Origin of the sequence: Paenibacillus agaridevorans, from assembly GCF_003112455.1 — a bacterium.
In the GTDB taxonomy this organism is placed as follows: domain Bacteria; phylum Bacillota; class Bacilli; order Paenibacillales; family Paenibacillaceae; genus Pristimantibacillus; species Pristimantibacillus agaridevorans.
Genome location: NZ_BDQX01000036.1, coordinates 93,048 through 115,129, shown reverse-complemented (window position 1 = coordinate 115,129; position 22,082 = coordinate 93,048). Strand labels below are relative to the sequence as shown.

Annotated in this window: 14 protein-coding genes and 2 pseudogenes; 5 read left to right on the top strand and 11 right to left on the bottom strand. The window is 55.1% G+C overall.

Features of this window, described 5'->3' with window-relative positions:
• Positions 1-6,763, bottom strand: a 6,763-nt coding sequence (locus PAT3040_RS02620; protein ID WP_108991438.1) for a CLIPPER-2 domain-containing protein, incomplete at its 3' end; no start/stop codon positions are given.
• A 47-nt stretch (positions 6,764-6,810) separates the two neighbouring features.
• Entirely contained in the window at positions 6,811-7,455 is a 645-nt protein-coding gene (locus tag PAT3040_RS02615) for a methyltransferase domain-containing protein (protein ID WP_181376409.1), read from the bottom strand.
• A gap of 153 nt (positions 7,456-7,608) precedes the next feature.
• On the opposite strand from PAT3040_RS02615, the gene PAT3040_RS02610 reads away from it, so the two are divergent.
• Both PAT3040_RS02610 and PAT3040_RS02605 read left to right on the top strand, forming a co-directional pair.
• Positions 7,609-8,484 carry a deoxyribonuclease IV gene (locus PAT3040_RS02610; protein ID WP_108991437.1) on the top strand — a complete coding sequence of 292 codons (876 nt, stop codon included), beginning with the start codon at positions 7,609-7,611 and terminating at the stop codon, positions 8,482-8,484.
• 108 nt (positions 8,485-8,592) lie between these two features.
• Entirely contained in the window at positions 8,593-9,501 is a 909-nt protein-coding gene (locus tag PAT3040_RS02605) for an aldo/keto reductase (protein WP_108991436.1), read from the top strand.
• A 72-nt stretch (positions 9,502-9,573) separates the two neighbouring features.
• Here the strand turns inward: PAT3040_RS02605 and PAT3040_RS02600 are convergent, their stop codons facing one another.
• On the bottom strand, positions 9,574-9,918 hold the full coding sequence (locus tag PAT3040_RS02600; protein ID WP_108991435.1) for an ArsR/SmtB family transcription factor: 345 nt from the start codon (positions 9,916-9,918) through the stop codon (positions 9,574-9,576).
• A gap of 115 nt (positions 9,919-10,033) precedes the next feature.
• Here PAT3040_RS02600 and PAT3040_RS02595 point away from each other — a divergent pair, with 115 nt between their 5' ends.
• Entirely contained in the window at positions 10,034-11,413 is a 1,380-nt protein-coding gene (locus PAT3040_RS02595; protein WP_258234794.1) for an MFS transporter, read from the top strand.
• 372 nt (positions 11,414-11,785) lie between these two features.
• On the opposite strand, the gene PAT3040_RS02590 is transcribed toward PAT3040_RS02595, so the two are convergent.
• From PAT3040_RS02590 to uxuA, 5 genes are all read right to left on the bottom strand, one after another.
• Positions 11,786-13,144 carry a glucose-6-phosphate isomerase gene (locus tag PAT3040_RS02590; protein ID WP_108991433.1) on the bottom strand — a complete coding sequence of 453 codons (1,359 nt, stop codon included), beginning with the start codon at positions 13,142-13,144 and terminating at the stop codon, positions 11,786-11,788.
• 168 nt (positions 13,145-13,312) lie between these two features.
• Positions 13,313-13,981 (bottom strand): fructose-6-phosphate aldolase, encoded by a 669-nt coding sequence (gene fsa / locus PAT3040_RS02585; protein ID WP_087571011.1) that lies wholly within the window; start codon positions 13,979-13,981, stop codon positions 13,313-13,315.
• A gap of 79 nt (positions 13,982-14,060) precedes the next feature.
• Positions 14,061-16,043: a transketolase gene (gene tkt, locus PAT3040_RS02580; protein ID WP_108991569.1), complete on the bottom strand. Its 1,983-nt coding sequence runs from the start codon at positions 16,041-16,043 to the stop codon at positions 14,061-14,063.
• A 242-nt stretch (positions 16,044-16,285) separates the two neighbouring features.
• Positions 16,286-17,146 (bottom strand): SDR family oxidoreductase, encoded by an 861-nt coding sequence (locus tag PAT3040_RS02575; protein WP_108991432.1) that lies wholly within the window; start codon positions 17,144-17,146, stop codon positions 16,286-16,288.
• Positions 17,136-18,227, bottom strand: a complete 1,092-nt coding sequence (uxuA, locus tag PAT3040_RS02570) for a mannonate dehydratase (protein ID WP_108991431.1) — start codon at positions 18,225-18,227, stop codon at positions 17,136-17,138. Before uxuA ends, PAT3040_RS02575 begins: the two co-directional genes overlap by 11 nt.
• A 118-nt stretch (positions 18,228-18,345) precedes the next feature.
• On the opposite strand from uxuA, the gene PAT3040_RS02565 reads away from it, so the two are divergent.
• Together PAT3040_RS02565 and PAT3040_RS39830 are read left to right on the top strand one after the other, a co-directional pair.
• Positions 18,346-19,224: a LysR family transcriptional regulator gene (locus PAT3040_RS02565; protein WP_108991568.1), complete on the top strand. Its 879-nt coding sequence runs from the start codon at positions 18,346-18,348 to the stop codon at positions 19,222-19,224.
• A 162-nt stretch (positions 19,225-19,386) separates the two neighbouring features.
• Positions 19,387-19,992: pseudogene (locus PAT3040_RS39830) on the top strand (AraC family transcriptional regulator); the annotation flags it as partial.
• A 59-nt stretch (positions 19,993-20,051) separates the two neighbouring features.
• On the opposite strand, the pseudogene PAT3040_RS38305 reads toward PAT3040_RS39830, so the two are convergent.
• The 3 genes and pseudogenes from PAT3040_RS38305 to PAT3040_RS02545 form a co-directional block, all read right to left on the bottom strand.
• Positions 20,052-20,480 (bottom strand): annotated as a pseudogene (locus PAT3040_RS38305) (Gfo/Idh/MocA family protein); the annotation flags it as partial.
• A gap of 313 nt (positions 20,481-20,793) precedes the next feature.
• On the bottom strand, positions 20,794-21,267 hold the full coding sequence (locus PAT3040_RS02550) for an SRPBCC domain-containing protein (RefSeq protein ID WP_108991428.1): 474 nt from the start codon (positions 21,265-21,267) through the stop codon (positions 20,794-20,796).
• 55 nt (positions 21,268-21,322) lie between these two features.
• A complete protein-coding gene (locus PAT3040_RS02545; RefSeq protein ID WP_108991427.1) occupies positions 21,323-22,045 on the bottom strand; it encodes a uracil-DNA glycosylase family protein in 723 nt (240 codons plus the stop codon).
• Positions 22,046-22,082 lie beyond the last annotated feature (37 nt).

Genomic DNA, 22,082 nt, shown 5'->3' with positions numbered 1-22,082 from the left:
CCTGTCCCTGAAACTTTACGGTGGCGTCGACGCCGGCAGCTAAGCTGCCGATCGTGATGCCCGTAGCGGGATTGGCAAGCGGCAGAGGCGTGCCGTTAAGCGTTACACTGCTCGCAACGAAGGTACTGCCCGGCGGTATGGGATCGACCAGCACGACGTTGTTGACGGTCTCAATGCCGTTGTTTGATACGACGACCGTATACGTGATGACGTCGCCCGAGACGGCATCGATTGCCGGCGTGCTCTTTACGACAGTAACGTTCGGTGCAGACACCGGTATGACCAGGGTGTCGGAATTAACGGAGCCGGTAATTACGCGGCCATCAGGAAGCGTATAGGAGTAGCTTGCCGTCGCCGTATTCGCGAGCTGCTGAGGCGACGGCAGGGCTTCCACCGTCACTTGCAGCGTTACCGCAACGGTCAATACTCCTCCCGCCGGCACGACGCCGAGCGGAATGCCCGTCTCCGGATTGACGCCCGGCTGCGGAGCGCCATTGATAATGACGCTGTTCGGTACGAACTCCGCTCCGTCCGGGAGCGGATCGCTGAGCGTGACCAGCGCGTCGATATCGCCCGTATTGGTAACGTTCAGCAAATACGTGATCGTGTCGCCAACCGTCGCCACGGTAACGTTCGCGCTCTTGACGACGTTGATGAGGGCTTGATACGCCGGCAGCGAGAGCTGGTTGGAGAATGAAGTCGCCGAGAATGCCCCTGAAGTATAAGCTGCAGAGCTTTGGTTGACGATTTGACCGGATGGCGGCAAGGAATTGACCGTCACGTTAAACGTTACGGTAGCCGATGTGCCCGAGGCAATCGTGCCGATCGTTACGCCAAGAGCAGGATTAGCGCCTGGCACCGCCGTATCGTTAACGGTGACGCTGCCCGATACGAACGTCGTAAAGGACGGCACCGGATCGAAGAACGTCACGTTTGTGACGCTGCCTGCGCCGCTGTTCGTAATGACGACGGTGTAAGGAACAATATCGCCGACAGTCGCTGCGGTGAACGTCGTGCTTTTGACGAGCGAGACGTCCGGCGAAGAGACGGGAGTAACAACGACATTGGATGCGGCACTGCCGTTGAAGGTACGTCCGTCGGAAAGCGTATAGGAGAACGATGCGTTCGACTGGTTGTTCAGTTGGTTCATCGGCGGCTGGGAAGTAATGACGACCGAGAACGAAAGCGTGCTGGTGGAGCCTGGCGCCAATACGCCGAGCGGAATGCCTGCTCCAGGATCGGCCCCCGCGAGCGAGCTTCCGTTAAAGATCACGCTGTTCGGCACAAGCACGGCTCCCGCAGGGATGGCGTCCGAGAACGTCGTATTGGCTCCGATATTGCCCGTATTCGTGATGGCCGTCGAATAGACGACTGTATCGCCTACGATGGCGCCAGGCGTATTTGCCGATTTGACCAGCGCAACGCTAGGTACGTTTACAGGTGTCGTAATAATCGGCGAGAACGAAGTAGCGGACAAGGATCCCGACGTGAAGCTGACGAACGCTTGGTTGCTGACCAGTTGTCCGGTCGGCACGCTGCCCACCGTAACCTGGAAGGTCACCGGAACGGTCGTGCCCGGCGCAATGGTTCCAAGCGCTACGCCCGTGGCCGGATTGGCTCCCGGCACCGGCGCACCGCCCACCGTCACGCTTCCCGTTACAAAGGTCGTGCCGGCAGGAATCGGATCCGTAAGAATCGTATTCGAAATGGACGTAATACCTTCGTTCGTAACCGTGACCCTGTATTCGATCGTATCGCCGATCGTAGTTGCCGTAGTCGTCGTCGCCTTGCCGACGTTGACGTTCGGGGCGCGAACGGCCACCACGACCGTGTTCGTAAGCGTCTGATTCGAGAATGATCGACCGTCAGGCAGCGTATAGGACGTATTGAGAGTCGCCTGGTTCGACAATTGAGGCGGCGTCGGCAGCGATTCGATCAGGACGGAGAACGATGTCGTGACCGAATTGCCAGGCTGGATCAAGCCGAGAGGGATCCCCGTTACCGGAGATGCGCCCGGCAGCGGCACGCCGCCGATAACGACACTGTTTTCGACGAACGAAGCGCCCGCGGGAACGATATCCGTCAAAGTCGCCGTACCCGGGTAGTTGCCCGTATTGGTAGCGACTACCGTAAAGTTGATCGTATCGCCTACGGTCGCGCTCGTCACCGAAGAGGACTTGACGCCCGTTACGCTCGGCTGGTTTACAGGAATCGTGAGCGTATTGGAGAAAGAGATGCCTGAGAACGCGCCCGATGTGAAGTTGGCGGAAGCCCGGTTCGCAATAGAACCGCCGTTAGGCACCGACGTCACCGTTACGTTAAAGGTTACCGTTACGGAACCACCGGCCGGAATGCTGCCCAGATTGATGCCGTTAGACGGCACGGCAGTCGGAGCAGGTACAGTGTTAAGGGTGACAGATCCCGTAACAAAAGAAGTTCCGGCAGGTACGGGATCTACAAAAATGACATTGTTGACGGCCTCGATACCTGAATTCGTTACGACAACCGAGAACGGAATCGTGTCCCCGATCGTCGTATTCGTTGTCGCAGAGTTCTTGACGAGCGTGACGTTCGGCGCGGATACCGGGATGACCAGCGTATTCGACACGGCGCTTCCGCTGAGCGTCCTGCCGTCAGGCGGAACAAAGGTATACGCAGCCGTCGCTTGGTTCCTGAGCTGCTGCGGAGTAGGCAGCGAATCCACCACGACGTTGAACGTCACGGTCACCGACGTACCCGGAGCGACGCTGCCTAACGTAATACCGGCTGACGGGTCGGCGCCGGGCAGCGGAACGCCGCCTATGACAACGCTGTTCGGCGTAAAGATCGTCCCCGCCGGTATGGGGTCGGTCAACGTCAAGTTAGCCGCTACATTGCCCGTGTTGGATACGACGATGGAATAGACGACGGAATCGCCTAACGTTGCATTGCTAGTGCTCGCCGACTTCGCGAGCGTGATGACGGGCTGGGTGACTGGCGTCACGACCACGTTGGACCAGGACGAGGACGCGAACGCGCCCGACGTAAAGCTTACCGTAGACTGGTTAATAATCGGCGTCGGATCCGCCATGTTGACCATCACCTCAAATGTTACGGTTACCGATGCGCCTGACGCTATCGAACCGATTGGAATGCCGGCAGCCGGGTCGGCGTTTGGCCTAGTAGCGCCATTTACCGTTGCGGTGCCGGGAACAAACGTCAATCCCGCTTGAAGCGAATCGAGCAAGACGACCTCATTGATCGTCTCAGTCCCCTCGTTGGTGACGAATACCGTATAGACGAAGCTGTCTCCCCTCACGGCGGTCGGCACGCTTGCGCTTTTAACGACTTCCACGTCCGGCGCGAACACGGCGACTTTCGCTGTATTGGAAAGCACGGAGCCCGTCAGCACCCTTCCGTTGGGAAGCGTGGACTGGAATGCCGCTTGAGCCTGGTTCTCCGTCTGTTGGGGCGATGGGAGCGAGACGACCGTCACCGAGAAGCTGACCACGTTGGTTTCCCCGGCGGAGAGCGTGTCGAGCGGGATGCCCGTCGAGGGGGCGACGCCCGGATTCGGGAATCCGTTAATGACGACGCTGTTCGGTACGAACGACATGGATGGCGGAATGATGTCGAACAACATGACGTCCGCCGGATAGTTGCCCGCATTGTTCGCCGTGAGCGTGTAACTGAACGTTCCGCCCACTGTAATCGACTGCACGCTGCTGGACTTCGCGATCCCGATGACGGGCTGCAGAATCTGCGTATTGACCAGTGCAGACGAAGCGGTCCCGTTGAACGCGCCGGATGTGAAGCTCGCGTTCGATCGGTTGGAGACGATCGCCGGTATGGTTAGCGGCACCGAATCGACGCTCGCCCGGAACACGACGGTGACAGACGCTCCGGCGGCGATGCTGCCCAGGGATATCCCCGTCGCCGGATTGGCGATCGGCGCCGCCGCGCCGTTGATCGTTACGCTGCCCGACACGAACGTCAGTCCGGAAGGAATGACGTCCGAGAAGACGACCCCGGTAATGCCTTGTACGCCGTTGTTTGCTACGACGGAAGTGTATGTAAGCACATCGTTTAAGATGGCGATCGCCGTATTTACGCTTTTCGTCACCGCTACTTGGGGAGACGTCACGGGAATATCCACTGTATTGGATAAGGAAACGAGTCCCGTGAAAGACCTGCCGCTAGGCAGCTGGTAAGAGTATCCCGTCGTGGACCGGTTCACCAGCCTGGAGGATGGCGGAACGGCGTTGACCACGATTTGGAACGTTACCGGCACGGTGCTGCCCGGCGCGATCGTCCCGAGAGGAATGCCCGCTATCGGGGAAGCTCCCGGCAGATTGACCGTGTTGACGAACACGCTGCCCGGCACGAAGGTGACGGACGACGGCAAGGGGTCCGTCAATGTGCCCTGCGCCGCGATATTGCCCGTATTCGTAACCGACAAAGAATAGGTTAACGTGCTTCCCACCGTCGCGATCGTCGCGTTCACGAATTTCGTCGTACTGATGACGGGCTGGTAGACCGGAATCGTAACGGTATTCGTCAGAACGATGCTGTTGAATGCGCCGGAGCGGAACGCGACGTTGGATTGGTTGACGAGGCTTCCCGACGACGGAACGGAAGCGACAAGCGCTTTGAACGTGACGGTAGCGCTCGTGCCGGCGGCAAGAGTGCCGACCGAGATGCCGCTTGAGGGACTCGCCGCAGGAACCGTCGCACCCCGAACAGTCACGCTTCCGGTGACGAATTGGGATCCGGCCGGCAAAGCATCCTGAACGACGACGTCGGTCACGGAACCCGCGCTGCTGTTGGTGACGACGACGGAATACGTAATCGTGTCTCCGACGGTAACATCCGTGAAGCTGGCACTTTTAACGGCTGCCACATTGGGCAAGGCTACGGGCACCTGCACCTGATTGCTGACGACGGATTGCGAAGAGGTTCTGCCGTCAGGCACTTGGAACGTTCCCAAGGAACTGCCCTGATTGGTCAGCTGCGGCGGCGAAGGCACGCTCTGCACAAGCACCTGGAACGTGACCGTAGAGCTCCCTCCAACGGCGATCGTTCCGGCCGAGACTCCGGTTACGATATTGCCGCCAGGAACGGTCGACCCGTTAACCGTCACGCTGTTCGGCACGAAAGTCGTTCCCGCTGGGATGGGGTCTGAGACCGTCACCGCAGATGCGATGTTGCCTGTATTAGACGCCACTAGCGTATAAGTAACCGTAGTGCCGACGAGGGCGTTACCCGTGTTGGCGCTTTTCGTCAGCGTCAGCAGCGGCGAGTATACGGGAATGGTGACGGCATTCGAAGGAATAATCGCGTTCGTGATCGGTCCGCCGGATACACTTTGGAAGGAGAACGACAGGTTGGCGACGTTCACGAGCCGCTGTCCCGAAGGCATGGAAGTCACGCGGACGCTGTATGCGACGACAATGGATCCTCCCGGGGAGATGGTTCCTAGCGGCACGCCGGCCGTGATATCGTTCGTCGGTCTGGGGACGCCTCCCACCGTGACGCTGCCCGCGATGAACGTCGATCCCGCTGGAAGCGCGTCGGTAAGGATTGCGCCGGTCGCATCCGCCGTGCCCGTATTAGTCGAGGTGACGGTATATCGGATCGTGTCGCCGACCAGCGCCCCTGTCACGTTGGCTGCCTTCGACACGGTAACGAGAGGGGCGTTGATGTTCACTTGGATCGCGTTCGCGTTCAATACGTACGCGTCGCCCGACGTGGTCAAGCGAAGGACGGCCGTCGTCTGGTTATTGACGAGCCTCGACGAAATATCGACGTTCGTAATATCCCAGCCTTGGCGCCCCCCGCTAATGTTCGTGCCCGGCGCCCCGTTCGTCTGGTTGCGCGTGCCGAACGTTCCCGTCGTGTCCAGCGCTCCGGAGTCGTTATTGATCTGCGATGCAAAAAAGTTGGTCGCGAAGTTGTTCGTTCCGGACAGCGCGACGAGATTGGACGTCGTGGGGCCGAACAGGGCCTGGTCGCCGTTGCGGTTCGCGTCGCCTTCCTGGGCGCTGAACAGCGCTCGCCCCCCAAGGGCTCCCGATACCGGCGTCGAGAATCCCGTCAGCGTCGTCGTCACGGCCGAGGAATCCGCCTGGATCAGGACGGCGCCGGCGCGCAGCGACATGTTCCGGAATGGCAGCGAGGGGTTCTGGTAGATGACGCCCAGAGTCCAGCCCGCATGGTTGCCGGTAGGGTCGTTATTGACGGTAATCGTGCCGGGCACCCGCCCGGTCGTGTAAGTACCCGCTCCGCCCGATTGGATAATGGACGTTACGTTGGCCGAGCGCACGTACGCGCTCACGCCGTTCCCCAAGTCAATGTCGTTGCTTGTCGTCGAATCGGGAGACACCGTGAAGGAACCCGTAGGGGTCGCGAAGGTGATGGCATTGTTGATGACGGATGACAAATTGACCGTTCCATTTATATAGCTGGCGCCCCAGATCAGCTCGGCGTACAATATGGAGCTGCCTGCCGGAAGCGCGAGTTGGGCAGAGGAGGAGTTAAGCAGGTAATTGTCCGTTGTTCCGAATGGATAGGAGCCGTAACGGATCGCCGTATTCGTCGTCGTGAACGCGCCGATGCTGTCCAGCGTGCCGGGGACGCCGGATACGTCGGAGCGGCTGAGGCCCAGCGTATTGCCCGTGAACGTAATCGCGCCCGTAGCATTGAAGGTAGCTCTTACGATAAGCGGAATATCATTCCACCTCCTTTCTGGTACGCCCACCCTATCTATATTGCGGACGTTATCCATTATGCATGTCCCCGATTCCAGCGAATGCGAATAATTAGGTTACTTGTCTATCCCTCTTCCATGTCCCTCCGGTCTCTCATCCTCAGCTCCTGCACGCATGCAGGCTCCTCGTATGCCATCCTGCTCAGCCGGTCGAGCTCTTCCGTCGCAATATCCTCTTTCACGACCAATAGATGGTACATAATTTCGTCCACGACGTTAAGCTGAAGCTGTTGTAGAATTTCCAGTTCCTCCTGTTCGAAGATAGGAGATCGATAAGGCGGCAGATAGAAATGCTCCATACGAAGCAGCCGGAAGTCAAAAGGAGGTTTGGGGCCGGCATAATGCGATACTTCCGGGCTGACCGGACCTAGCTGGGGCTGGAAGAAGGCCGATGTCCAATATCGGGGAGTATGCTCGTCGAATTGATGGCGCAAATGCGGATTGGAGCTGTGATGATAGCTATGGGCATACGGGGCGAGTATGCAGACGACCGCCTTATGCATGCAAACTCTATGAATTTCGGAGAGAACGGCGAATAGATCCCGGACGAACGGAAGCGACCGGGAGGCTATGACATATTCGGCGGAGTCGTCGGGGAATGGCAACCCTTCGTTCATATCGACCACGATATCCACTCCCTCGAGCGGAGAAATATCAAGGCCGAAGAAGCCTCGCTGCTTGCGCTCCCCGCATCCAAGATCAAGCTTCATGCTGACCACCCCAATCTGCGAACCCGCTCGGATTGTCGTTCTTATCGCTATATTTATTCCGATGCAGGCGATTATAACCGGTAATTCTTGAAACACTATGGCTAAGCTTGCTTGCGGCAGGCATACAAGGCTCGAATGGGAGGTTGGTCGAGGATGGAGCCGTTAATCGGATCTCATGTATCCATGTCCGGAAAGGATATGCTCTTGCGTGCCAGCAGGGAAGCCGCTTCCTACGGCGCGAACACCTTCTTGATTTACACCGGCGCTCCGCACAACACGCTACGCAAGCCGATCGAGTCGCTTCGGATACGGGAAGGACATGAGCATATGAGAGAGCATGGCATCTCGAACATCGTCGTGCACGCTCCTTTCATTATAAATCTCGGCAACACGATAACGTCTAAAGTATTCGAGCACGGCGTGGAGTTTCTAAGGTCGGAGATCAAAAGGACGGAAGCGCTCGGCTCTTTGCAGATCGTGCTTCATCCCGGTTCTCATGTGGGGGCTGGCAAGAAAGCTGCGATCCGCCGCATTATCGAGGGACTTAACGAGGTTTTGTCGGAGGAGGGATCTGTGCAAGTGTCGCTTGAGACCATGGCGGGAAAAGGAAGCGAGTGCGGCTCCTCGTTCGAAGAGCTAGCCTCCATTTTGGAAGGCGTGCATCGCAACGATCGTCTGTCCGTCTGCATGGACACCTGCCATATCCATGATGCGGGATACGATGTCCGGCACGACTTCGACGGGGTGCTGGAGCAATTTCATCGCATAATCGGAATCGAACGGCTTAAGGTTATCCATATCAACGATTCCAAAAATGTCCGGGGCTCGCGCAAGGATCGTCACGAAAATATCGGTCATGGGTGCATTGGACTGGAGGCGCTGCGATACGTGGTTAACCACCCTCAGTTAACTGACATCCCGAAGCTGCTAGAGACGCCTTCCATCGGCGAGCGGAAATATGTCAATCCGCCGTACAAGCATGAAATTAGTCTCCTGCGCGGGGAAATCGACGAACCCGTCGCGAGATAAATCGGGTTAACCGCTGTAAAAGTATTCCTGCCCAGGCCGAATCCGGTTACAATAGATACGAACCGCTGCGATGGATCAGGCGGCGGTACCGGAGAGGAGCTGCTAATCATGGACAAGGCGATATTGGGTCGTACGGGGATTGAAGTGACGAAGCTTAGTTACGGAGCAATGGAAATTCGCGGTCCCCGCGTCTGGAGCGGGCGGCCGATCGAAGACTCCGAAGCGGCCCGCGTGCTGGAGGCCGTGCTCGATTCCGGCATCAACCTGATCGACACCTCCCTTGATTATGGACGAAGCGAGGAGCTGATCGGAAAATACCTGGGCCACCGCCGCCATGAATTCGTATTGGCGACCAAATGCGGCTGCAGGGTCGTCGATTGCGGCGACCACGATGAAGTTTCGCACGAGTGGACAAGAGATAATCTGATGCGAAACATCGACACCAGCTTATCCAGATTACGTACAGACTACATTGATATTTTGCAATTGCATGGCCCAACCGTCAAGCAAGCTGAAGACGGCAGGCTTGTAGAAGTACTTAATGAGATACAAGCTAGCGGCAAAGTCAGGCACATCGGCGTATCGTCCTACTTGCCCCATCTCCCCGCTTTCGTCGAATGGGGTTCGTTCGATTCGATCCAGCTCCCCTACTCCGCGCTGGAGCGCGAGCATGAGAACTGGATCGACCGGGCTTCGGAGACCGGAGCCGGCATTATCGTTCGCGGCGGCGTAGGACAAGGAGAACCCGGCGTCGGACGCGGTTCCTCGGAGCGTTGGAGCATCTGGGAGGAAGCCAAGCTGGACGAACTTCTTGAACATGGCGAACAGCGAACGGGCTTCCTGCTGCGATTTACTTTGTCCCATCCTTCCATGACGACGACGATCGTCGGCACGAAGAACGTCGACCATCTGGCCGACAACGTACGTTATGCGGCGATGGGCCCGCTTCCCGCCGACGTGTACGCGGAAGCGAAACGTCGGCTTGATGTCATCGGAAGAACGGCACTGCCTGTATGACAATAGCGCTGATTTTAATGGTGATAATGCAAATCATCGCGATAGAGTGACTCGTCCGGACCCTTCTCATTGTTAGGTTGGGTCCGCCACTCCCTCTACCCGCTTCTCCCCCGAAGGTTCAAAAGCCTCCAGCACAGACGGAAGCAAGCCAGGGAAACGCTTCTCCAAATCCTCCGACCGCAAGGAAATAAGGCGTTGCGTGCCTACGCTTCTGACTCTGACAACTCCCGCTTCCCTCAACGTGCGTACATGATGCGACAAAGTCGATTTGGCGATGGGCACATCGAATTCGCCGCAGCTTCTTTCATCTGAACAATGAAGCTGAGAGACAACCGCAAGTCTCAGAGGGTCGCTTAACGCATATAAAACGGATGACAAATCTATATCTTCACGATCAGGGTGGAATAACACCTTCACTTGGGTTTCCTCCTTCATATCGACTAGGATTGATGATTGCAGTATATCATATGATATGCTATTATCCTATTGTTCGATAATAATCGAAATAACGAACTTGAAGGTGGGAATCCCCTTGAACAAAGCATCATCCATTACTACGAATAAACCCCTTGCGGAAACTCCCGCCGTTAAAGAAGGACTCGTAATCGGCTTGCTTGGCGTAACGATCGTTCTTGTCATCATGAATACAATGATGTTCAACCTGGCTTTGCCCGACGTTGCCGAAGCGTACGCGTTATCCCCCTCCTCGACATCCTGGATCGTCACGGGGTATTCCATCGTATTCGCGATATCGTCCATAACTTACAGCAGGCTGGCCGATTTCGTTCCGATCCGCAGACTATTTGTGATCGGCATAATCTCGCTCAGCTTCGCCGCTATCGCGGGAATGTTCAGCAACAGCTTCCTGATGCTGCTTGCCGTTCGCATCGTGCAAGCTTCCGGAGCTGGAGCGATCCCTTCCTTATCGCTCATATTCATCTCGAGATACATTCCTGTCGAGCGCCGCGGCAAAGCGATGGCGCTTATTATGTCCTCCGTGTCGCTTGGACTTGGACTTGGTCCCGTTGTTGGCGGCGCGGTAGTGGAATTTATGGGCTGGCATTTCCTCTTCGCGCTGACGGCGTTAACCGTTCTGCTCCTTCCCTTATTCTCGCTCTACTTACCCAAAGAAAGCATGAAGGAAGGCTCATTCGACGGGCTAGGAGCGCTGCTGATCGGCGTCGGAACGACCGGATTGCTGCTGTTTCTGACGGGCGGCTCGTGGTTCGCATTGGCTGCTGGCGTGTTAGCGCTGGTATTGTTCACTGTGCGCATCCGGACAGCGAGGGAACCGTTCGTGCTTCCGTCGCTCTTCCGCAACCGCCCCTACCTCATCTTGGGCGCGGTTGGCATTGCCGGATACTTATGCAGCTTTTCTACCTTATTCCTTATGCCGCAAATATTAGTGAAACAATACGAGCTCAGCGCTATCGAAGCCGGTCTCATTATTTTCCCCGGCTCGATTTTGGCAATGCTCGTCTCCAGACGAGTCGGTCAATACATTGACACGAAGGGCAACAGCTCTATCATTCGATACGTTCCGTTGTTCCTGCTGGCTTCCGTCGTGCTGTTTGCATTGTTTGAAGGCATCTCCTTCTGGGCGCTGCTGTTCATCTACATCTTGCTAAGCATAAGCTTTACGATCTTGCAGAGCAGCGTTTCCAACGAGCTTTCGCGTATTCTGGAACCTGCACAGATTGGGTCCGGTCTCGGCTTGTACCAGTTGCTGCAGTTTTTCAGCGGCGCCTTCGGGGTAGCAATGTCGGCTGCAGCATTATCCTGGCAAGAGCAGCTCTCGCTTACTCATGCTTACAGCAACATCTATTGGGGACTGTCCACGATCGTTCTTCTCGCTATACTCTGCTCGTTCCTATACACGAAGAGCAGCGGTCGTGCCATGCATGTACGTTAATCATCAAGCGGAATCACATTTCGGATGATCTAAGAGGAAAACCTCCCTCTAATCCAATGAATTTGGTCCGTTTCAGCGAAATAAAGGGGAATCCACCCACTAATTCATGCAATTTCGGCAATACCCGCAAATTCATCGATAATTAATGGGCACATTTCCCACTAAAGTTAAAGAAACAACGAATGGCATAAAATTAAATGGACTTTTTCCACTTATTTTTGTCTTCGTTGATCACTTTGCCTATTTTGTAGCTGGGACCACGGCAGCCTCATATCAATATCGTTATTATTTTGCATCTAAATTCAACGAAAAAAACCCAACGAGCCGCCGTTTTGCGGGTTGTTGGGCTTTTTTTATCGTATGAAGCGGTATTTACACGTGAACGCGATCTCCTTCTGTGGCCAGTCGAGCTTCCAGCTCGGCTTTTTGCGCCTCAAAGCCTGGTTTGCCAAGCAGCGCGAACATGTTCGTCTTGTAAGCTTCGACGCCCGGCTGGTCGAATGGATTAACGCCCAGCAAGTGGCCGCTGATGCCGCAAGCCTTCTCGAAGAAGTAGACCATCTCGCCGTATGTGTATTCGTTCAGCTCGTCCAGCTCTACGACGAGGTTCGGTACACCGCCGTCCACATGCGCAAGCCGGGTTCCGTCGGCTGCCTTCCGGTTGACCTCGTCCATGGTCATGCCGGCGAGGAAGTTGAGTCCGTCGAGGTTGCCGGAATCCGCTTCAATCGTCCATTCCACGCGCGGTTTCTTTACGGACAGCACCGTCTCGATCAGATCGCGGCGGCCCTCCTGCACGTATTGACCCATGGAGTGCAGATCGGTCGTGAAGTCGACGGATGCCGGATATAAGCCCTTGCCGTCCTTGCCTTCGCTCTCGCCGAACAGCTGCTTCCACCACTCCGCCACATAATGCAGCGACGGCTCGAAGTTTGCCAGCAGCTCGATGCTTTTGCCCTTGCGATACAAAGCGTTGCGCACGGCAGCATACTGGTAGGCTTCGTTCTCCGCCAGGTTTGGATTGCCGTATTTCTTCGCGGCAGCAGCGGCGCCTTCCATCATCTTGTCGATGTCGAGGCCGGCGACGGCGATCGGCAGCAGTCCTACGGCAGTCAGTACGGAATAACGTCCGCCGACATCGTCCGGAATGACGAACGTCTCGTATCCTTCTTCGTCGGCCAGCTTCTTAAGCGCTCCCTTGGAAGCGTCGGTCGTCGCGAATATGCGGCTCCGCGCCTCTTCCTTGCCGTATTTCTTCTCCAGATAATCGCGCAAAATCCGGAACGCGATTGCCGGCTCCGTTGTCGTGCCCGACTTGGAGATAACGTTGACGGAGACATCCTTGCCCTCTAGCAGCTCCAACAAGTGGGACATGTAAGTGGAGCTGATATTTTGGCCGGCAAAATAAACCTGCGTATTCCCCGCCATCTGATTGTGAAACGTATGGGACAGCGACTCGATTGCGGATCTGGCACCCAAGTAAGAGCCGCCGATGCCGATGACGACAAGCGCTTGGGAATTTCCGCGGATGCGCTCCGCGGCTGCCTTGATCCGGGCGAATTCTTGAAGGTCGTAGCTGTTCGGGAGATCCACCCAGCCAAGATAATCGGAGCCGGGGCCTTGACCCTTGTGCAGCATGTCATGGGCGGCGCCCACGAACGGCGCGAAATAATCGACCTCATGCTGGCCAATGAACGATAGCGCGCTGGAATAATCAAAACGTATAGCCATATTGTCTATTCCCTCCTAAACCAATCGTCTTCTCTATAAAGAAAGCCGTGTTTCTTACCACATAAGAAAATATAAGTTTTCGGTCTTCGAAAACGGCTTTTTTATTGGCGATAAAACCTACCTTTAAACGCGGTCGCTCATCGTCGAGAGGCCTCGATAGAGGTTTTCTCATGCGAGTACGGTGTTTTTCCAGTCAGCCGCAAACTTCGCGAGTCCTTGATCCGTAAGCGGGTGCTTGGAAATTTGCTCGATGACGGAGAACGGAATCGTTGCGATATGAGCTCCTGCCATCGCAACGCGTGTCACATGATCCGGATGACGAACGGATGCCGCGATGATTTGAGCATCCAGATTGTGAATGCGGAACAGCTCGGCAACTTTTACGATCAATTGCACGCCATCTTCGGAAATATCGTCGAGGCGTCCAAGGAACGGCGACACGTAGGTTGCGCCTGCGCGAGCTGCCAGCAAAGCCTGGTTAACGGTAAAGATCAGCGTAACGTTTGTTTTAACACCTTTGTCCGCCAGATAGCGGCATGCTTCGAGGCCGGCAAGCGTCATCGGGAGTTTGATCGTAATGTTAGGATCGTTGTCGTTGATTTTGATCAGCTCGTTCGCTTGCGCAATCATCTCTTCAGCCGTCTCGGCGTCCGGCGTTACTTCCGCGGATACGGATTCTACGCCCGGCACCTCGCGCAAAATTTCCGCGATGCGGTCCTCGAACTTCACGCCTTCTTTTGCCACAAGCGAAGGATTCGTCGTTACGCCGGACAAGACGCCGACTTTGTACGCTTTTTTGATTTGCTCCACATTAGCCGTATCGATAAAAAATTTCATTGTTGTTGCCTCCCCTAAATGGTTTTTTGGTTAGTTATGTCAATAGTAGCGTATACTATAACTTCGTGTTTAACAACTTCTACAAAAGCTCTTTGGCCACGCGCACGACATTATCTGTCGAGAACCCGAAGTATGCAAGCACCTCGCCGCCAGGGCCCGAAGCGCCAAACGTATCGATGGAGACGACCTTGCCTGCAGGTCCCGTAAATCGGTCCCAGCCAAGCGAAATGCCGGCTTCGATCGCTACACGCTTGGTCACCGAGCTTGGAAGCACGCTTTCTTTGTAGTCCTGCGGCGCGCGGTCGAACAACTCGCGGCTCGGCATCGCTACGACGCGGACGGAAACATTCTCTTGCTCGAGCGCAGCCTTAGCGCTTACGGCAAGGGATACTTCGGAGCCCGTGGCGATCAAAATGATGTCCGGCTGCCCGTTGGTTTGAGACAGCACATAGCCGCCTTTCGCTACGTTTTCGATGTTGCCTTTCGTCTCTTCGAAAATAGGCAGGTTCTGACGGCTCAGAATAAGAGCCACAGGACCGTCATTCTGCTCTAGTGAGTATGCCCAAGCGCTGGCCGTTTCGTTCGCATCGGATGGACGAATGACCGTCAGACCCGGAATGGTGCGCAAAGCTGCCAGATGCTCGACGGGCTCGTGCGTCGGGCCGTCTTCGCCTACGGCGATGGAATCATGCGTAAATACGTACGTCACAGGCAGCTTCTGCAGCGCCGCCAGACGAATGGAAGGACGCAGGTAATCGCTGAAAACGAAAAACGTACTGACGAACGGTTTCACTCCGCCATGCAGCGCCATGCCGTTGCCGGCAGCGCCCATCGCATGCTCCCGAACGCCGAAGTAGACGTTGCGTCCCGCGTAAGAATCAACCGCGAATTTGCCTTCGCCTTTAATGTCCGTCATCGTCGAGTGGGACAGGTCGGCGCTTCCTCCGAAGATGGAAGGAACCAGCTTCACGTAGTGGTTGATCGCTTCGCCGCTTGCCACGCGAGTGGAGATAGATTTGGAGGTATCAAACGTCAGAATGTCGGAAGCATCGATCAGCGTATTGCCTTCGATGGCTTGCGCCAACTCTTGACACAGCTCCGGATATTGGCTGCCGTAAGTAGAGACAAGCTCGTTCCATGCCGCTTCCGCCGCTGCACCTTGCTCCTTCAATGCCGCGAAATGCGCCTTCACTTCTTCCGGCACATAGAAGTCTTCCTCATGCTCCCAGCCATATACCTTCTTGGTTGCTTTCGCTTCTTCCTTGCCGAGCGGGTTGCCGTGCGCCTTGTTTGTGCCGGCGACTTTGCTGCCGTACCCGATAACCGTGCGAACTTCGATCAACGATGGTTTTCCCGCACTCTTGGCCGATTCGACCGCGCCGGCGATGGCTTCGATATCATTGCCGTCTTCGACCCGGATGTAATGCCAGTGAGCGGATTCCGCGCGCTTCTGAATGCCTTCCCCGAAGGAAAGCGCCAACTCGCCGTCAAGCGAGATGTCATTCGAATCATACAACACGATTAGTTTGTCCAGCTTCATGTGCCCCGCCATCGACATCGCCTCGTAGGAGATCCCCTCCATCAGGCAGCCGTCGCCGACGAGCGCATACGTATAGTGGTCAACGACCGGGAAACCTTCTTTGTTGAACTTGGCTGCCAGATGCGCTTCCGCCATCGCCATGCCTACCGCCATTGCGACGCCTTGTCCCAGCGGCCCCGTCGTAGCGTCAACGCCGTCCGTATGGCCGAATTCGGGATGGCCCGGCGTCAAGCTATTCAGCTTGCGGAAGCCTTTAACGTCGTCGAGCGATACTTTATAACCGCTCAGATGCAGCAGGCTGTACAACAGCGCCGACCCGTGACCGGCCGACAGCACGAAGCGGTCGCGGTTGAACCACTTTGAGTGGCCCGGATTATGCTTAAGCTTCTGTGCCCATAGTGCGTAAGCCATCGGCGCCGCTCCCATCGGCAAGCCCGGGTGTCCGGAATTCGCCGCGTTGATCGCGTCGATGGACAGCGTACGGATCGTGTCGATAGCCAGTTGTTCAATCGTTTTTGTTATCGTCATATTTTGTTCGTACTTCCTTTCCTTGAGAGGTTGTTCTCTCGCTTTAAATAAATCTTGCCAATCGATTTCGTAATTCCACTATAATACGTTTCTTCGCCATACAAGTAATTGATATATTTCACAGTAGCCATACATTTGATCTATAGCTAAATGAAAGCTTCATATCCGGTTTCGTTTCTCGCCAAATAACCCCTGCCGCGAATGAACGCTTGCAGAGGTTATTCGAACAGAATCGGCTATACGCCGGAATACGCCATAAATCCCCCGTCTACCGGTATGGTCGTTCCGGTAACGAAGCCCGATGTCGTATCGTCGACGAGCCATAGCAGCACGCCAAGCAGATCCTCCGGCTTGCCGAAGCGGCGCATCGGAGTATGGGCAATGATCTTGCCGGAGCGAGGCGTCAAGGAGCCGTCCTCCTGCACGAGCAGCTTGCGATTTTGCTCTGTCAGGAAAAAACCGGGCGCGATCGCATTTACGCGAATGCCCGCTTCCGCCATATGGACGGCCAGCCATTGCGTAAAGTTGTCGACGGCCGCCTTGGCCGCGCTGTAGGCCGGCACCTTCGTCATCGGAGACGGCGCGCTCATGGAAGAAATATTGATAATAACCGGACTTGGACGGTCAAGCATCTGCTCCGCGAACACTTGGGACGGGATCAGCGTGCCCACGAAATTGAGATCGAGCACGTTCCGGAAGCCCGGAATACTAAGATCGAAGAAGCTTGTTACGCCTTCTGCCGTACGATCCTCCGGAGAATACGTCTCGTTTGTCGTATTCGCGCTGGGATGATTGCCGCCCGCGCCATTAACGAGAATGTCGCACGGTCCCAGCTTTTCCAGGACGACCCGTCCTGCTTCCCGCACGCTGTCGATATCCGTCACGTCGCAAGCGATGCCGATTGCGATTCCGCCGTTAGCGGCAATCTCGCTTACGACAGCTTCGTTTTTCTCCGCCGTCCGGCCAAGGATGGCAACCTTAGCTCCTTGCCTGGCAAGCTCGATCGCCATCGCCCGGCATAATACGCCCGCGCCTCCCGTGACAACGGCTACTTTGCCATTTAACGATTCGTGAATGGGCTGCAATTTATCCGGCATGACCTCTGTCTCCCCCAGTGCTCTTTGCATATTGGTAGCCGTCCCATAACCCTAATAGATGCATGATTCCCAATGCTCTGTCATACAAGCCGTAGCCCGGCCTGCATGATTCGTCCCAGATTTGACGCCCATGATCGGGACGGACGTATCCCGTGTATCCGATATCATGATACGCCTTGACGATGCCCGCGATATCGACGGATCCGTCCGAGGTCCGATGCGAGCTCTCGACGAAGTCGCCATTGCCGAAACGGCGAACGTTGCGAATATGCGCGAACGGAATTCGATCTCCGAATTCATGAATCATGGAGATGATATCGTTGTCCGGATTGGCGCCAAGCGATCCGCTGCACAGCGTAATGCCGTTTGAGGGATGAACGTACAGCTTCAGCAGTTTGCGCAAATTGGTCTGCGAGGTCATCAGCCGCGGCAACCTGAAGACGGGCCATGGCGGATCATCGGGATGAATGGCCATCCGGATGCCATTTTCCGCCGCAACAGGAACAACCGCCTCCAGGAAGTAAGCCAGATTCCCCCATAGCTGTTCTTCCGAGACGCCTTGATAAGACTGAATCAATCTCTCCATATGGAGCAGACGCTCCGGCTCCCAGCCCGGCATGGTAAACGCCGGATTGGCATTGATCGTGGCCGTCAGCTGCCGCGGATCAACTCCTTCAATTACGGACTTCTCGTAAAACATCGCCGTCGAGCCGTCCTCCATTCGCCAGTGCAGATCCGTCCTCAGCCAGTCGAAGACCGGCATGAAGTTATAGCAGATCACTTTTACGCCAACCTGTCCCAGCTTGCGAATGGTGTTGATATACCGTTCGATGTAGATATCGCGCGAAGGCAGTCCCCGCTTGATATCCTCATGAACGTTTACGCTCTCGACCACGTCGATGTGCAGGCCTTCCTTCTCCGCGAGCGACTTCATCTCCAGGATGCGATCCATCGGCCATTCTTCCCCCGCCGCCAGATCATGAAGCGACCAGACGACGCCGTCCGTGCCCGGTATTTGTTTAATGTAACGAAGTGGAACCGTATCATTGCCCTCTCCGAACCAGCGAAAAGTCATACGCATAATGAATCCCTCTGCTTCCTGTCAATCTGCAATTGAATCGCTTGAACCATTCCGATATAATGCAAGTAACCTTCATTCATATGATGAATACAAGTCACGGGAGCCATCGTCCATGTCTATATCCAACAACCACGAGTTGTATAAAGTATTCTATTGGGCAGCGAAAACCGGCAGCCTGTCGAAGGCCGCAGCCGCATTATATTTGACCCAGCCCAGCGTCAGCCATGCGGTTAAGCAGTTGGAGGATCGGTTCGGCATGGCTTTGTTCTACCGGACCTCCAAGGGAGTAACGCTAACCCAGGAAGGCTCCATCCTTTATTCGTACATCGAGCAGTCCCAAATTCTGATCACCTTGGCCGAAGAGAAAATGGCCGCGCTCAAAAATCTCGACAGCGGCGAGCTCCGCGTAGGCGGCAGCGATTCGTTGTTCAAACATTATTTGCTGCCGTATCTCGAGGACTTCCATCGCCGCTATCCCGGGATCAAGCTCCATCTCAACCATGGCACGACGCCCGAGGTTATCACGTTCCTGAAGGAAGGCCGCATCGATCTTGGCGTCGTGCGCATGCCGATCGGCGACTCTCAGCTGGAGGTGCGCGAGAGCATCAGGCTTCAGGATTGCTTCGTAGCAGGCGCCGGTTATTCGGAGCTGAAGGATCAAGTGATGTCGCTGGAGCAGCTGCTTCAGCATCCCATCATTCTGTTTTCGCGCAACAGCCGGGCCCGGATGACGATTAACGAGTTATTCCAGCATTATGGCTATACCATTAAACCCGAAATCGAGGTCGGCAGCGTTGACCTGCTTATCGAGTTCGCTCGCAAGGGGCTTGGCATCTCTTATGTCACCAAGGAATTTGTCGCCAATGAGCTGCAGGAAGGATCCCTCTTCGAGATCAAGCTCGACGTGCAGCTCCCGCCGACCCATGTCGGTATAATGACCATGCGCAATATGCCGTTGTCCCGCTCCGCTCAACAGTTCATCGATATGGTTCATTGACGTTGCATGACGATGTAAAATATCCATCATCAACGAATGGGAGAGTGGATAGCGGTGTTTTCCTTATCGGCAACTGACATTAACGACGGTTCTCTTTATTTCGCTTACCAACGTTTTCACTCGGATAACTGATTTAAGGAAACGTTCCAATCGCACCAAAGAACCGAAATTTTGTTGATCCATCAAGGACAGGGGACCATGATCGTCAACAATATCAGCTACGAAATAAAGCCGGGAATGCTGTGCGTCTTCCAACCGTATCAGCTCCATCATCTACAGCTGAACTGTTCGGAGGAGCATCCCTTAGAGAGATCCTTGGCGATTTTCGAGCCTTCGATGTTTGAGCTTTATTTTGAAAAGTGGCCGCTGCTGCATGCCTTCTATCAATACATCTCCTTCGGCGCGCTCCAGTCGCCCTGCATCTACGGCATACAGGAGAACGGAGAGCTCGCTGCGGCGTATCGAAGTTTTAAGGAGAAGCTGCCGCTGCCCGAGACGGAACAGTTTGAAGAAATTTCTTTATTCCTCCTCCTGCTGTTCCGCGCGATGAAGCCCGATTGGCAACGGCAACAGCGGCAACAGCTTCAGCATAGTCCAGCCTCGCGGTCCTGCAGAAACGAACAGACGGAGCGCATGCTGAACTGGATCGAACGTCATTATACGATGCACTTCCGTCTCGAGGAGATGGCGGGCGAGCTGCATTTATCGCCCTATCATCTATCCCATTCCTTTAAGGAATCGCTTGGCATCAGCATGACCGAATACATCGCGACTCGTCGCATGCATCAAGCCGTTATGCTGCTGACCACGACGGATAAGCCGGTCGCGCCGGCGAGACCGCTTTCAAGTACCGTTTTCAGCTTCATCATCGGATTTCTAAATCGATTCTGGGCGATGACGGATACCAGCTTGCCGTTCCGGCTAGCTGCTTCATTGATCTCGTCGCATTCCTTCAAGGAGGAGGCCATCGGCTTTTCGATGATGACATGGCTGCCCGCATTCAGAAAGTCAACCGCGATATCGGCATGCGTGTAAGGAGGCGTGCAGACAGACACAATATCAATGCCGCCCTCCAGCAGTTCTTTATAGTCCTGTACGGCGCGCGCCTCGATACCGAATTGTTCGATCCGGGCAAGCGCCTTTTCGGGATAAACATCGCTGACCGCGACGATTTGGCAACGATCCCGGAATTGCAGATAACCTTCGATATGAGCCGTCGATATCGCACCTGCACCGATAATGGCAACCTTTAACATGCGTATCCCTCCGTATTGATCTCGTATTTCATCTCGCAAACCGCTTTCCCTATCATCTTATCCGAATAAATTGCTGTAATGTCGTTCTCTCTTGTGAGAAAAATAACGTTCTATTGCGGTACGGTACGAGAAAAAAGGAACGGAAGAACGTTGAGCTGTTCTCCCATTCCTTATTCGTTCGTACGGTTTATCATCCTTTGAGCGCAGAATTGGTTAAACCTTGCGGGTTAATATGGGCAAGCAGCATTTGGAAGTGAACGGCGTCCCGCTGCCGCTCCTCCGCCTTTAGCCGGATTTATCTATGGTGCTATCATTATGTCTCGCAATAAAGTTCCAAATTCCGAAGGCTGCAGTTCAAACCCATCTCATGATCCTCTTGGCCAATGCCTTCAGGAACATCGCTGCATTCGACGGAAACTATAGTGCCTCCGTCACTAGGCTGAATTTTCCAGGTCATCGTCATCTCGCCCGCAAATCGCTGATCGTCGGATTCGAATGTGATAGCCTGCACGACAAGCTCATAGGGCGTCAACACCCGAAAGTATCCCTTCGCGATATCGGCTTCTTCGGTCGTCTTGCCTGCATGGGCGTAACCCTGGTCGTTATACGTTAACTTCATACGGAAAGCTCCCCCGGGTTGGGGGACGAACTCCAGCAATTGCCCCGTCATATCCTGTGGCGGCAGCCACGACTCGTAAGCCTCTGGATTAATGAATGCCTCGTATACCTCACGCTGCGTCGCAGAGATCCTAATAGAGGCTTTGTCGATACGTTGCCCATGACTCATCGTATAATGAACCTCCTTTTTTATAGGAATTTTCGTTTACCTCTTTGAGTCCATTTTACCGTCGACTCAACCAATCGGCAACCTGCGCTGACAAGATCTCCCGATGCATCTCGAGCTGCTTCCACCGATGGCCATTCGCGCCGGAAGGATGAGGGAAGTCGAACAGGCATCGTTCCGCCCGCAGCTGCCCCTCCTGAACAAAAAAACGAAGCACGTCCGCCACCGCTTTCCCAAGCGGAATAACTAAAGCATTGCCAGCTAACTCCAACTCTTCCAGCAGGATCGACCGGGCATAGGAGGACAACATAGACGACTGCATAATAGAAGGAACGTGTCCTGTATAATTGCGCCCTTCGACGAATGCAGGATAACGGACAGCCGAGGTCGTATGGATGAGCTCGCGACGAACGCCAAACAATTCTCCGCTTCCCGCTATGCCAAGAAGGGCCGGGATGCCAATTAAGTCCAACATGGCGATCAGATTCGTTCTCATCGTACCGGCAAAGCTTGCGGCGAGTTTTGCCCGTCGGTGGATGTCTTGCAACGGAACCTTGCTGTGCAATGCGTCTCGCGCTGTTCGAATAGCTATTTCCATTTGGGTAAAACCTGGCGTAATACCTACGAGCATCAGCTTTGCATCAACATTTATGTAATCGTAGGGCACATAATACATTTTTATCCTTTGCTCTTCATCCATCAGGAGCTCAGGTACAATCAACTGCTCCCGAGTCAGTCTCTCGCCGGACAAAGAATGAATGTAGGCTGAAAAATTTTCCAATTTCGGATAAATGTTAATCGCGATTTCCTCCTTTTCC